Raw genomic sequence first — 13,689 nt, 5'->3', positions numbered from 1 at the left:
GCTCGCCAGGGTTGAGAACAACTAGAGGGCGCGCACTGTTGCCGTGATGGCTGTGCTGCGCAGCGACGACGTGCACCGTCAAATCTCCAGCAACCCTCCGATCCTGCTGCTGCCACGCAACGCGCCGCAACGGGACAGTCCTTAGCGCGCCGTGGCCTCGGGCTTGCGCATGCGCTTGGCGGGTGCGGCTTTGGTGTCCTTGCCCGGATACAAGTTCAACAGCATCAAGGTGACGCCGTTGGTCCAGCCGAAGCCGTCCTGCAAGGCATATTCGCCACCGCCGCCGCCGGCTGCATCGGATTCCAGACCGTATTTTTCGACCAGCTTGTGCTCGCGTGCGAACAGCGCCTGCACCTGGGCGAGGAAGCGCTCGCCGATGGTGCGTGCCAGCGCGTCTTCGCCATAGCGGCGCAGGCCGTCCACGGCCACCCATTGCAGCGGCGCCCAGCCATTGGGCTCGTCCCATTGCTGGCCGGTCTTCACTGCGGTGGTGGCCAGGCCGCCCGGGCGCAGCAGCGTGTGACGCACGGTGCTGGCGGTGCGCTTGGCGTGATCGTCCGAGGCCAGGCCGGCGAACAGCGGATACAGCGCTGCGGCGGTGACCTGATTGCTCAGCGTGCGCGTCTGCCAGTCGTAGTCGGCGTAATAGCCGGCCTTGTTCCACAGATGCGCATCGATGGCCTGCTTGCGTTGCTGTGCGAGTGCGGCGTAATCGCGCGAGCACTCCGCACCCGGCTGCGCGCAGGCCTGGGCCAGGGTGCGTTCCAGGTGGTAGAGCAGGCTGTTGAGGTCGATCGGGATGATGGCGGTGGTGCGGATGCTGCGCAGGTTCTGGCCGTCGGCCAGCCAGCGGCTGGTGTAGTCCCAGCCACTCTCGGCGCCGGCACGCAGGTCGCGGTAGACCTCGGCGGCCGGGCGGTCTTTCACCTCGGCGGCGGTGCGGGTGTCGTGCAACCAGGCTTCCGGGCGCGGGGTGTCGCGCTCGTCCCAATAGCGGTTGAGTACGCTGCCATCGGCCAGGCGCACGACATGGCGCGCTGCCTGGCCGGGCTGCAGGTCGTCGCTGCCCTGCATCCAGTAGGCATATTCCTTTTGCAGCTGCGGCAGGTAGCGCTGATAGACCGCCTCGCCTTCCACGCCGGCCTGCAGTTCCACCATGTAGGAGAAGAACGGCGGCTGCGAGCGGCTGAGATAGTAGGTGCGGTTGCCGTTGGGAATATGCCCGTAGGTGTCGATCAGGTAGGCGAAGTTGTCGAGCATCTGGCGGCTGAGCGCGGTCTCGCCGCTCTTCACCAAGCCCAGCATGGTGAAGTAGGAATCCCAGTAATACACCTCGCGGAAGCGCCCGCCCGGGACCACGTACGGGTGCGGCAGCGCCAGCAGGCTGCTGTGCGGCGGCACGTGGGTCTGGCTGCGCACCAGCTTGGGCCAGAGCAGATCGATGTGCTCGCGCAGCGCGGTGTCCTGACGGATCGCGTCGGTCTGCACCGGTGGCGATTCTTCGAAATTGGCGTCCACGAACTTGCGCAGGTCGAAACCGGGGTGGTCGTGCTGGGCCAGATAGTCGGCATTGATCAACGCCGGGTCGCGCAACGGCAGGAAGTCGACGAAGTGCTTCTGGTCGTCGAACAGCTCACCACGCTGCACAGCCCGAAACAGCTCCGGGTAGGCCAGGTCCGGCGTCGGCGGCGTGGGTGCCGGCGCATTGACGATCGGTGTGTCCAACGGCGCGGCAGTCAGTGTGCACGGCGCGACAAACATGCTCAGCGACAGGCCAAGCAGCGACGTGCAGCACGGGGGCGCGGCAGAACTCATGGCATCTCCGGAACGGGCAGTGGCGTAGGGCATGGTAAACGACCGAAGTGGCGGACGGGACCGAGTGAGGTGCCGGCATGCCGACAGGCTTCGCACGGGAACAACTGGATTCAGCAAGCTGATCCGGCGTGATGCCGGAACGCGTGTTGATTCAGGCGTATCGGCGCGGATCCGGGCAGCTTGAATTTGCAGCACCCGCGCGCCGTAGCCGCTGCAAGATGCGCGCCAGACAGATGCGTCGGAATGCTGCCGCCGACCCGCGCTAGCGCTTGCGGTCGGTGCCAAGCAAGCGCTGCAATTCCAGCGCATTGGACATCGCACAGCCGGCCGCGCTGGTGTCGAAGATCACCCAGCGTTCGGCCAGCGGCTGTGCGTTGTCGGGTAGGCCGGGTAGCTGCTGTAGTAGATGCGTGGGGCGCCATGCCAGCGCCAATACAACGGCGCGGCAGCCGGCTTCGGGATGGCGGCCGCGGGCACCGGCGCCGGGTCGGCGGCGCAGCGTGCAATGCGGTGGCGTGCGGGCAAGGCCTGCGCGGGTGCGGCGAACCAGCTGGCGTGGCGCGGTTCGCAGACCACGCCGCCGTCCCAGCGCCGGCGCAGCATCGCAAAGAACCGTGACGCCACCGCAGCATCGAAGGCCGCGCTGGGCGGCAGTTGCAGCAGCAGGCAGCCCAACCGCATCCCTAGCGCGCCGACCTGCGCGAGGAAAGCGTCCAGCAGCGGCCCGGTGCCGTGCAGGCGTGCGTCGTGGCTGATACTGCGCGGCAGCTTGACCGAAAGACGAAAATCCTCCGGCACGCTGTCGGTCCATCGCGCGTAGGGAATGGCGCGGTGCGGGCGATGGAACGAGGAGTTGATCTCCACTGCATCAAAACGCGTGGCGTAGCGCTGCAACACGCTGGCGCCCTCGCCGAACTGCGCGCGGTCGGCGGCGGGAATCGACCAGCCTGCGCAACCACAACGCACGCGTGCAACTGCACTGGATGGTTGAGCTGGCATGGCAGGTGAGGTGAGGGTGGCAGCCCTGTATGCAGGCACGCGCGTCAGGATGTCGTGTGCATCGCAATCACGGCCGAATCACCGGCCGCTTCGATACTTGGCGCATGCCAGAAGGTCCCTCACGTGTCATCCTGCGCGAAGACGCCGAAGCGTTTGTCGGCCGCAAGATCCTGCGTGTGTCCGGCAACAGCAAGCAGGACATCGCGCGTCTGGATCAGCAGAAAGTGCTGGCGCTGCGCAGCTGGGGCAAACGCTTTTTTTGATCGAACGCGCGCATTTCAGCGTACGCATCCACTTTTTGTTGTTTGGCAGTTATCGCATCAACGAGGACAAACCCAACGCGGTGCCGCGCTTGTGCCTGGAATTTTCCAAAGGCCAGCGACTGCATTTTTATGCGTGCTCGGTGCAGTTCATCGAGCGTCCGCTGGATGAAGTCTACGACTGGACGGCGGATGTGATGAATCCGCTGTGGGATGCCGCGCAGGCGCGTCGCAAGCTGCGCGCCGCGCCCTGCCTGTTGGCCGCCGATGCATTGCTCGACCAAACCATCTTTGCCGGCGTAGGCAACATCATCAAGAACGAAGTGCTGCACCGCATCCGTGTGCATCCCGAGAGCACGGTGGGCGCGTTGCCGGCGCGAAGCTGGGCCAATTGGTCACCCAGGCGCGCGATTACAGTTTCGATTTCTCCACCTGGAAAAAAGCCTGCGTGCTGAAGACGCATTACCAGGTGCACACCAAGACCAGCTGCCCGCGCGATCGCGCACCGCTGCAGTGCCGAAAGCACTTGGGCAAGGCCGGGCGCCGCGCGTTCTTCTGCGAGGTGTGTCAGCGGTTGTACCGCGCCGACGGAGCCTGATGGCCGCAGTGGCACTCCGGAAAACAGCGCTGGCGGTCGGCCTCAGCCCGTGTGGGCTGAGGCATGCGTGCGCTCGCGGTTGGCCTGCGCATCATATGGCCAGCGATCTGCCTGCCGAATTTCTCGACTGCGTTATGCCGCATGCGGTCAGTGCTCGCGTCATTCCCTGCGCGCAGCGGATGCTCCAATCCACTTGCGCCCACCTGCGGCTCAATGTGAATGGCGGCTGGCCCTTTCCGGCCAGACAACGAATTACAAACGCGCGCCCGCGCCGCGCCCGCTAGATTTGCGCGTCGTACACCGGGGTTCACCGGGTGGCATCCGCATTCTCATCTCATCGGTCTCCCGCATTGTGACTACCAGCAGGAAGGAAGCGCTTGTCCCGCATGTTGCCGCTGTCGCATGCACGGGCGCCATCCTGTTCTTTCTTGCCTGCCTGTTGCTGTACATGCCGCCACCGCGCGAAACCCCGCAACACGACGATGCGTTGCAGGTGTATTTCGTGCCGCGGCCGCAACAAGCGCCTCCGGTTCCGCCGGAACCGCCACAGGAATCCGGGCGTCAACCGCGCGCTGCATCCGCATCGGCTGCACGCACGGCGCCGCCACCCACGCGCACGCCACCGCCGCCGCCGCGGCAGGTAGCTGCCGCGAATGCGCCGGCCAGCGACTCCATGTCGGCCCAGCTGTATACCCGCGACGGGCGCCTGCGCATGGCGCAGGCCGACCCGATGGCGCAGACCGGCAGCGCGGTGCCGCCGGGCATGACCGACGAGCGTGCGCAGGCCAAGGCGCGCAACGTGATGGAACGGGTCAATCCGGTGCAGTACCAGGAAACCCGCTTCGCCAAGGACTGGAAAAGCGACGGCACGCTGGGCGATGTGGCGATGCAGGAAATGAATCGCGGCATGAAGAAGTTCAACGACATGCTCAATGGGCCGCAGACTCAGGTCGCCAAGGCGCGACCGCCGCCGGACGTGCGCTTCAATCCAGCGCTGGCCGGCAACCAGGCCGAGATGGGCAGCGAGGCGACCGGCGATGCTTATAAATCGGCGCCGATCGCGCACGAAACGCTGCCCGACCTCAAGGGCGAAGCCAGCCGTCGCATCCGCGAGGCGTTGGCGGCGCTGGAACAGCGTAGCGCGCGTTGCGATGCCTCCACGCGCAAGTCGCTGTTATCGCCGGTGCGCGCGCACCTGTCGGATCTGGAGCGTGCCGAGCACGCCTTGAACAACGGTGCCGATCCGGTGATGGCCGCGCAGATGCTGCCGCGTCAGGCCGACAGCGCCTACGACCTGGCCCGCCGCGCGCTGTGGTACGCCGATCGCCAGTTAAAGCAGTGTGCGCTGGGGTGAGTGTGCGTTCGTGTTGCTGTGCAGACGCAGCGTGGAAGGCAGCAGGGTCGTTGCGAAGGTGAGCAATGCAGTGGTGCCATACCCTCACTCCAACCCCGTTGTCCGGCCCGCGCCCGCGACGCGGGCGCTCCAAGGCACGCGCGCCGGTGGCGTGCAAGCGGTGCTTTTTCGCCCCGATGGGAGAGGGGCGTCAATTGCTTCCGCCTGGTCCATCGTTCAAGTCAAGCGGTGAGAGCAAGTCCACCAAGCAACACCGCTGACGCCTCGCTTCCAGCCCTCGCCTAGTGGGAGGGGTTGGGATGAAGGTACGTGCGCGAAGCAATGGATCAGTTCGCAGGCCTCAGGCCAGGCTCTGCCGGTAACGATCCTTTTCCGTGCTCAACGCGACCTCGGCGCGTAGAAATACCTGGCCGATCGGTTCATCCGGACGGGTGGATTGCGCTTGGCCCAACAGGACGGTCAGGCCCAGCGCATGTTGTTGCTGGGCGATCTCGCGCAGGCTTTGCAAGGTGCGCTCGGCATCGGGGCCGCGCAGCACGGCGATGAATTCCGCACTGTCGGTGACACGGTCGATGCTGTTGCCCGGTCCCTGCACCAACGCCGCGAAGGCTTGGTCGAGCTGCTGCAAATTGCGGCCGAGCAGACGCTCGCTCTGGCGTTCGGCCAGTGCGGCCAATTCCTGCACCTCCAGAATCACCAGATGGTAGCCGGTGTCGGCAACGGCCTGGCTGGCGACCGGGACGACCGGCTGCAGGATGGCATCGCGCTCGAGTTGCAGTTGGTGCTTGCGCTCGTCGAGCAGGCGCATGGCCACCCGTGCGAGCGCCTGCAGGCCGGTGCGCTGAATGTCGGTGAGGGTGCGTGGCTCGGTGTCGAGCACGCAAACCGTGCCCAGTGCAACGCCCTCTTCGGTGACCAGCGGCATGCCGGCATAGAAGCGCGCACCGGTGTCGCCGGTGACCACCGAGATATCGGCAAATCGGCTGTCATTGCACAGGTCGGGTACTTCCATCAGCTGATCGGGGCTGCGGATCGCGTAGTCGCACACGGCCTGGCTGCGGTCGGTCTGCTGCAGGCCCAGACCCAGCTGGGCCTTGAACCATTGGCGGTCGCGGTCCACCAGCGACATCAGCGCGATCGGTGTGTCGCACAGCGAGGCCGCCACCTGCACGACGTCTTGATAAGTGTCCTCCGGCAGGCTGTCGACGATGCGATAGCCGTCCAGGACTTGTTGGCGAGAGGCTTCGTTAGCTAGGGGCATGTCTTTCATCGAATAAGCCAGGCGAGCGCGAACGAGGAACCAACAAGGATACCGGCAGCGTCGGTAACGCATCGTGGGTGTTGCGGCGCGGGCGGTCGGGTAGGCCAGCGCCGCAGTGATGACTGCAACGAATAAATCGGCGTTGCGTGCCGATTGGGCACGTATGTGTCCTGGTCAAACACAGGCGACCGATCTGACCGGCGCTGTGTGCACCGCACGCCTTGGCGAATTCTGTCACGGCGTGCGCGGCGGGGATGGCATCGCATCGGCGGTACCAGCCCGACGGTGGCCGGCCGGTGTCAGTGCTGCTTCAACACTACGCAGCATGGTGAACGCCTTGCTGCTGTCGAACCCGGTTGCAGGCATCAACCAGAGGGGGGGGCACGGCGTGCGGCCCAGTGACGCGGCGCTGCAGCAACCGTTGGAATCGCGCACCAAGCGGCACGACTACCGGGCGATCCGGTGAAAACTGCCGCACCGGGCAACCCCGCGCCGCATCAGCCTGGCCCCTGCCAGCACCGGCCACGCTGCGTGCAGCAGCGCAGCCGGTGCGACAGGTGCGATCAGCGCTTGACCGGTTTGCCGTCCACATCCAGCACCTGCACCTGGCCCAACTTGAGCGCACGCACCGGGGCTTCGATCTTTTTCAGGTCGCCGACGATGACCCAGGTCATCGCCTCTGGCTTGATGATCTCCTTGATGGCCTTTTGCGCGGCCGTCTGGTCGATCGCTTCCAGGCGCGGCTTGAGCGTTTGCACGTAGTCGTCGGGGCGGTCGAACTGCACGATGCCTTCGATCGCACCCAGCACCGCGCCGGTGGTTTCGAAACTGCCGGGCAGGGCACGAATGCGCTGGTTCTTGATCTTCTCGATCTCGTCGGTGGTCAGCGGCTTGTCGCCGATGATGGCGGTCGCTTCCTTGAAGATCTCATTGGCCGATTCGGCGGTCTTGTCGGTCTGCACCGGTGCCGAGAACAGGTACGGCCGCTGGCCCTGCGCATCCATCATGCGGGTGCCCGCGCCATAGGCCCAGCGCTTGTTTTCGCGCAGATTCATGTTCAGGCGCGAGGTAAAGGTGCCGCCGAAGGCGCCGTTGGCCACACCGATCGCCAGGTTATCCGGTGCCTTGGTGGACGGGGCCAGCAAGCCGGCCAGAATCACCGACTGCGGTGCGTCCGGGCGGTTGATCAGATACACGCGTGGCTTGGGCTGGGCGGCGACGTTGGCCAGGTTCTTCTTCGGCAACGCGGTGGTCGGAGCCTTCCAGTCGCCGAAGACGGCATCGAGCTGCGGAATGATCTGCGCCAGCGTGGTGTCGCCGGCCACCAGGATGCGCAGGTTGTCCGGACGCAGCCATTGGCTGTGGAAATTCTGCAGATCCTGGGCGTTGAGGCTCTTGATCGCCGCCTCGGTGCCGCTGCCGGTGAGCGGGATGCCGTACGGGTGCTTGTCGCCGAAGAGCAACGGCGGCAACGCGCGTAGCGCCAGGCTGTTGGGTTGGGTCTTTTCCTGTGCAATACCGGACAGCCATTGGCCGCGGACGCGTTCGATGTCGGCGGCCTTGAATGCCGGGTTGCGCACGATGTCTGAGAACAACTGCAGCGACGGCTGCAGCTGGTCATTGAGCGCATCCAGCGAAGCGCTGCAGCTGTCCAGATCGCAGCCGACCGCGGTGATCGCACCCAAGCGCTGGCGGCGCTGCGCCACTTCCACCGAATCCAGCGCGGCGGTGCTCTCGTTCATCAGTGCGGCGCTGAAGCTGGCGGTACCGAGCTTCTTACCCTGATCGGCGGCGTAGCCGGCGTCGAACAGCAACTCCACCTGGGTGACCGGGATGGTGTGGCGCTCGGCCAGGATCACCTCGATGCCGTTCTTCAACTTGCCGCGCTGCAGTTTGGGGAAGCTCAGGTCCGGGAACTGATCGGTCTGCGGCACGCCCTTGCTGCGATCCAGCGTGGAGGCGGTGACCTTGAACGTGCCCGCGGCCGGCAGCTTCGGCGCCGGCTTGCCAGCTTCTTCGCCACGCGCGACCACCGTCTTGTCTTCGGCGGCCGGATCGAAATCCTTGCCGGCCGGCAGCACGGTCAACAGGTAATCGCCCTTGCCGAACCACGTTGCCGACGCCTGTTTGACGCTGTCCACGGTAGCGGCCTGGACGCGCTGCAGATCTTTCTTGTAGGCGCCCGGGTCGCCGCGATAGACCTGGCCCTCGGCCAGGATCACCGCCTTGCCACCGAAGCCGCCCACCTTTTCCAGCCCGCGCACGAAACCGGCGCGGTAGGCCACCTGTGCGCGCTGCAGTTCGTCGGCGGTCGGTCCCTGGGCGATGAACTTCTTGAGTTCTTCATCGATGACCGCCTCGACCTTGGCCGGATCCACGCCGTCCTTCACGTCGGCCTGGATCTGCACCTGGCTGGACAGCGCAAACGGCTGCACCGAGGCGGAGACCTCGTCCACCAGGTTGTCCTGATAGACCAGGCGCTGGTATAGCCGCGAGGTCTTGCCGCCGCCGAGCACGGTGGTGGCCAGATCCAGCTGGATCATGTCCTCGCTACCCAGCTGCGGCGCGGCCCAGGTGCGGTAGATGCGCGGCTGCGAGACATGGTCGTGCTGCACGCCGCGCTTCTGCGCCGCCAGCGGGGTCACCCACGGCTGCTGGCGCGCCACCGGCTTGCCGGACGGAATATCGCCGAAGTATTGCAAGGCCTTGGCGCGCGCCTGCGCCACGGTGATGTCGCCGGCCAGCACCAGGGTGGTGTTGGCGGCGCCGTAATTGTCGTTGAACCACTGTTTGACGTCGGCCAGCGAGGCCGCGTCCAGGTCTTCCATCGAGCCGATGGTGTCGTGCTGGTAGGGGTGGTTGGCCGGGAACAGGTTGGACAGGATGTTCTGGTCCACGCGGCCATACGGGCGGTTCTCGCCCTGGCGCTTTTCGTTCTGCACCACGCCGCGCTGGGTATCGAGTTCCTGCTGGCCGATGGCACCGAGCAGGTGGCCCATGCGGTCCGATTCCAGCCACAGCGCGGTATCCAGCGCGGTGGTCGGCACGGTTTCGAAATAGTTGGTGCGGTCGAACCAGGTGGTGCCGTTCATGTCGGTGGTGCCGACCTTTTCCAGCGGCGCGAAGAAGCTGCCCTTGTTGTTCTCCGAGCCGGAGAACATCAGGTGCTCGAACAGGTGTGCAAACCCGGTCTTGCCGGCCGGCTCGTCGCCGGAGCCGATGTGGTACCAAATGCTGACGGCCACCACCGGCGCCTTGTGGTCTTCGTGCACCACCACCGTCAGGCCGTTGGGCAGGGTGAAGCGGGTATAGGCGATGTCGGGAATGGCGCTGCTGGCCGTGCTCTTGGACAGGCTGGCCGGGGCGGCGGCAACGGCGGGGGCAACGCAACCGGCAGCGACGCCGAGCACACCGGCGATCAACAAGGACAGTGGACGCAGCATGTGACACTCCAGAACAGGGCAATCGACCGAGGGTAGTGGCTGCTTGGCGGCGCCGCAAATGCTGATGGGCAGGGGATGGGCGGGGTTTGCTGCGGATGGAACGCAGAAGTTGGCAGTACTGCGTGCCGGCGCGGCCGCTTTCTAGAGCCCGCTTGTGTGAGCGTGCCTGGCCGCGTTGCTCAAGTTGCTCGTCGCCTCGCCGTTACTTTGGGCGACCTACCCTGACCAGATGCTACCCGCCGATCACGCCATGACCGTCCTGTTGCCGCCCGTGCCGATCCCCGTCGACGATGCTTTGCGCGTGGACGCAGTGCGCCGGCTGGGGGTGCTGGACACCGAGGCCGAGGCCGAGTTCGACGATATCGCCTGGCTGGCGTCGCATGTTGCCGGCGCACCGATGGCACTGGTGTCGCTGCTGGATGCCGACCGGCAATGGTTCAAGGCGCGCTGCGGTACCGACCTGGAGGGCACGCCGCGCAGCGAGTCGTTCTGCTCCTACGCGGTGATGGGTACCGAGTTGATGGAAGTGCCCGACGCCGAGGCAGACCCACGCTTCGTCAACAACCCGTTGGTGACCGCCGCGCCCGGTGTGCGCTCCTACGTCGGGGTGCCGCTGGTCGGCCGGGAGGGCTATGCCTACGGCACCTTATGCACGCTCAGCACCAAATCGCGCGTGCTCGACGACCAGCAGAAGCAGGCGCTGATCCGCCTGGCGCGGCAAGCGGTCAGCCAGCTGGAAGCGCGCCGCGATCGGCTCGATGCGCAGGCGCAGCGGCAGACCCTGAGCATGCTGCTGGAAGCCATGCCCGACGGCGTGGTGGCCTGCGGCACCGACGGTTTGCTGCGCGAGTTCAACCACGCCGCGCGGCAATGGCATGGCACCGACCCGCGCGTGTTGCCACCGGCGCAATGGGCGCTGCATTTCGATCTATACACCGCCGACGGCAATCATCTGCTGCCCACCGATGCGATTCCGCTGCTACGCGCGTGGCGCGGCGAACACGTACGCAATGCCGAACTGGTGATCCGTGCCAACGGTCAGCCTCCGCGCAGCGTGCTGTGCAATGCAGACCCGGTGGTCGGCGACAAGGGCACGGCGTTGGGCGCGGTGTGCGTGATGCACGACATCACCGAGCTCCGGAATGCCTCGGCTGCGCTGGCTGGCGAACGCGCGCGGCTGCAGGCGCTGGTGGACGCCTCGCAGGACGTGGCGATCATGGCGTTCGACCCGCAGGGCCGTCTGGAACTCTTCAATCCCGGTGCCGAGCGCCTGCTCGGTTACAGCGCCGACGAGGTGCTGGGCACCTGCCCGACGCAGTTCCATCTGCCGGCCGAACTGGAACGGCACATGGCGGCCCTGGCGTTGTCGCCGCCGTCGTATGTGAGGCTGGCGGCGGCCGCTGCCGGCGATGTGCTGGCCGAAGAACTCTGGACCCTGGTGCGCAAGGACGGCGAACTGCGTCGTGTGCGCCTGTGTTTCAACATCATCCACGACGCCCAGCAAGGCCTGGCCGGGTATCTGGCGATGGCCATCGACGTCACTGCCGAATTGCAGGCCCAAGCCGCCGCGCAGCTGGCCGCCGAGCGCTTCACCGGTGCGTTCGAAACCGCGCCGCAGGGCATGGCGATCGTGTCGTTGGAAGGCGAGTGGCGCGACGTGAATCCTTCGCTGTGCAGCATCCTGGGTTATCCGCGCGAGCATTTGCTGCGCACGACCTTCGAGCAGATCACCCATCCCGACGATCTGCAGATGGACCTGCAACTGGTGCGGGATCTGATCGACGGCAAACGCGGCAGTTACAGCCTGGCCAAGCGCTACATCAGCCAGCAGGGCACGGTGATCTGGGCGCAGCTGTCGGTCTCGCTGGTGCGCGATAGTCGCGGTGCGCCGGTGCATTTCGTCTCGCAGATTCAAGATGTGACCGAGCGCCATGTGGCAGCCGAGCGGCTGGCCGAAAGCGAGGCGCGTCTGCGCGCGATCAGCGATGCGACGCCCACGTTGGTTGCCCAGTTCGATGCCGAGCAGCGCTACCTGTTCGCCAATGAGGCACATCGCGCCTGGCTCGGTATGGAACCTGCCAGCCTGGTTGGTCGCCATATCACCCAAGTGTTGGGCGAAGACCTCAACTCCGCCGCGCGCGCTGCATTGGCACAGGCGGTGGCCGGGCAGCGCGCCAGTTTCGAACATGTCTTGCATCGCGGCACCAACTCGCGCGATGTGGAAGTCACCCTGGTGCCGGAAATGCACGGCACTGCGACGCCGGCGCAGGGGTTCTTCCTGATGGCGCACGATGTCACTGCGCACAAGACGCTGCACCGCTTGATGCACGAACGCGCCACCCGCGATGCGTTGACCGGACTGCCGAACCGGCATGCCTGGTCCGAAGCGCTACAGGCGGCGATTACGCAGGCGCACCAGCAGCAGCTGGCGGTGGCGGTGATGTTTCTGGATCTGGATGGCTTCAAACGTATCAACGATACCTACAGCCACCGTGCTGGCGATGCAGTGTTGGTCGCGTTCGGCCATTGCCTGCAACGCGCGGCTGGCGAGCGCTATCTGGTCGCACGCCTGGCCGGCGACGAATTCGTGGTGTTGCTGGATGCGCTGCATGATCCGCAAGCCGAATGCGCCGCGATGGCAGATCGCATCCGCACGCGTGCGGCGGAAGGCGCCATGTTCGGCGACCAGCATCTACCGATCCAGCCCAGCATCGGTGTGGCCTGGCAACACGGCGCACAGGCCGAGGCGGCCAGCTTGATGCATGCCGCAGACGAGGCGATGTATGCGGCTAAACGCGCGCGCTTGCCGGACGGGATAACAGCATCCCGCCCCTGAGCGCGCTGGCGTTGCATTGCGCCGCGTGCTGGATGCCAGCACCTGCTGGCGGCGCAGGTCCAGTACGCGGCGATCGGCTCAGTAGCGCATCAGCGCAAGATCGGCCAGCAGGCCGGGGCCACCCGGTTGCCATCCCAACTGTTGTTGCGTCTGTGCGCCGGATGCAGGGAGATCGTGGCTGGCAAATCGCGTCAGCCAGCCGAAATGCGCCTGCGTCTGATCGACCGGCAGCGCGACCACCGGCACGTTCAAGCCATGGCCGATGGCCTCAGCGATCGCGCGCAGCGGGACGCCCTCTTCGGCAACTGCGTGATACTTGTTGCCGGCATTGCCGGCTTCCGCGGCCAGCCTGTACAGGCTGGCCGCATCCCGCAGGTGGACTGCCGGCCAGCGGTTGCACCCATCGCCGACGAACGCCGATCGTCCAGTTGTGCGCGCCACCTCGATCAAGTTGCTGACCAGGCCTTGCTTGATCCGATCGTGTACCTGCGGGAGCCGCACCACCGACACATTGACACCGCGCTGCAGTAGCGAGGCGGCGGCTTCCTCGGAGGCCGCGCGCGGCAATACGCTCGAACTGGCGATGGGATTGGTTTCCAGCGCTGGCTCGCCTGCCACTGCGTTCGCCGTCCCGGTAGTGGAGGTGATGACCAATGGACGCTTGGAGCCGGCCAGTGCCGAGCCAAGCGCGTCGATGACATGCCGATCTGCCTCGCAATTGGCGACAAAGCGCGAGAAATCGTGGTTGAACGCGGTGTGGATAACCGCATCGGCCAGCGCAGCCGCCTGCTGCAGGCCATCGAGGTCGTCAAGCGTGCCGCGATGTACCTGCGCGCCTGCGGCGACAAGCGTGGCGACTGCGGGCTCCGAGCGTGCCAACCCGGTGACATGGTGACCGGCATGGAGGAGATCGGCGATGATGGCAGACCCGATGAATCCGGTCGCGCCAGTGACGAAAATGCGCATTGCGTGTGCTCTTGAGGGGTTGTCCAGAGCGACTATCCTGCGAGCAATGAGCCGCTTGCGAAACTCGCATTGCGTGCGTAACCGGTGGGCCTGCAATGGCAGTGGATGCAGCGTGCGCCCGCGTCGGCGATGGCCGCTACCGCTCACATTTCAGCCG

Annotated in this window: 7 protein-coding genes and 2 pseudogenes; 4 read left to right on the top strand and 5 right to left on the bottom strand. The window is 65.9% G+C overall.

What is annotated here, in order from left to right; all coding sequences use genetic code 11:
* Window positions 1–141 precede the first annotated feature (141 nt).
* Complete coding sequence (treA, locus tag M0D43_RS08175) at window positions 142–1,815, bottom strand: alpha,alpha-trehalase TreA (protein WP_260808100.1); 1,674 nt, start codon at window positions 1,813–1,815, stop codon at window positions 142–144.
* 262 nt (window positions 1,816–2,077) lie between these two features.
* Window positions 2,078–2,814: pseudogene (locus tag M0D43_RS08170) on the bottom strand (DUF72 domain-containing protein).
* Between the two features lie 104 nt (window positions 2,815–2,918).
* Between M0D43_RS08170 and M0D43_RS08165 the strand changes: the two are divergent.
* Both M0D43_RS08165 and M0D43_RS08160 read left to right on the top strand, forming a co-directional pair.
* Window positions 2,919–3,672, top strand: a pseudogene (locus M0D43_RS08165) (DNA-formamidopyrimidine glycosylase family protein).
* Between the two features lie 439 nt (window positions 3,673–4,111).
* Entirely contained in the window at window positions 4,112–5,026 is a 915-nt protein-coding gene (locus M0D43_RS08160; protein ID WP_260808248.1) for a hypothetical protein, read from the top strand.
* A 340-nt stretch (window positions 5,027–5,366) separates the two neighbouring features.
* On the opposite strand, the gene M0D43_RS08155 is transcribed toward M0D43_RS08160, so the two are convergent.
* On the bottom strand, window positions 5,367–6,296 hold the full coding sequence (locus M0D43_RS08155; protein ID WP_252164244.1) for a GAF domain-containing protein: 930 nt from the start codon (window positions 6,294–6,296) through the stop codon (window positions 5,367–5,369).
* Between the two features lie 316 nt (window positions 6,297–6,612).
* On the opposite strand from M0D43_RS08155, the gene M0D43_RS08150 reads away from it, so the two are divergent.
* On the top strand, window positions 6,613–6,753 hold the full coding sequence (locus tag M0D43_RS08150; RefSeq protein WP_260808099.1) for a hypothetical protein: 141 nt from the start codon (window positions 6,613–6,615) through the stop codon (window positions 6,751–6,753).
* Window positions 6,754–6,850: 97 nt separating this feature from the next.
* Here the strand turns inward: M0D43_RS08150 and M0D43_RS08145 are convergent, their stop codons facing one another.
* Window positions 6,851–9,730 (bottom strand): M16 family metallopeptidase, encoded by a 2,880-nt coding sequence (locus M0D43_RS08145; protein ID WP_260808098.1) that lies wholly within the window; start codon window positions 9,728–9,730, stop codon window positions 6,851–6,853.
* Window positions 9,731–9,959: 229 nt separating this feature from the next.
* Between M0D43_RS08145 and M0D43_RS08140 the strand changes: the two genes are divergently transcribed.
* Window positions 9,960–12,566 (top strand): PAS domain S-box protein, encoded by a 2,607-nt coding sequence (locus M0D43_RS08140; RefSeq protein ID WP_260808247.1) that lies wholly within the window; start codon window positions 9,960–9,962, stop codon window positions 12,564–12,566.
* A gap of 78 nt (window positions 12,567–12,644) precedes the next feature.
* On the opposite strand, the gene M0D43_RS08135 is transcribed toward M0D43_RS08140, so the two are convergent.
* Window positions 12,645–13,532, bottom strand: a complete 888-nt coding sequence (locus M0D43_RS08135; protein ID WP_260808097.1) for an SDR family oxidoreductase — start codon at window positions 13,530–13,532, stop codon at window positions 12,645–12,647.
* Window positions 13,533–13,689 lie beyond the last annotated feature (157 nt).

Source organism: Xanthomonas prunicola (assembly GCF_025266575.1).
Lineage (GTDB): Bacteria > Pseudomonadota > Gammaproteobacteria > Xanthomonadales > Xanthomonadaceae > Xanthomonas > Xanthomonas prunicola.
This window is presented reverse-complemented; position numbering and strand designations above follow the sequence as displayed.

Bases quoted from the DNA above. Each gene is read 5' to 3' on its own strand.
- M0D43_RS08135 (WP_260808097.1), bottom strand. From the start codon at position 13,532: ATGCGCATTTTCGTCACTGGCGCGACCGGATTCATCGGGTCTGCCATC.
- M0D43_RS08145 (WP_260808098.1), bottom strand. From the start codon at position 9,730: ATGCTGCGTCCACTGTCCTTGTTGATCGCCGGTGTGCTCGGCGTCGCT.
- M0D43_RS08150 (WP_260808099.1), top strand. From the start codon at position 6,613: ATGGTGAACGCCTTGCTGCTGTCGAACCCGGTTGCAGGCATCAACCAG.
- M0D43_RS08155 (WP_252164244.1), bottom strand. From the start codon at position 6,296: ATGAAAGACATGCCCCTAGCTAACGAAGCCTCTCGCCAACAAGTCCTG.
- M0D43_RS08140 (WP_260808247.1), top strand. From the start codon at position 9,960: ATGCTACCCGCCGATCACGCCATGACCGTCCTGTTGCCGCCCGTGCCG.
- treA (WP_260808100.1), bottom strand. From the start codon at position 1,815: ATGAGTTCTGCCGCGCCCCCGTGCTGCACGTCGCTGCTTGGCCTGTCG.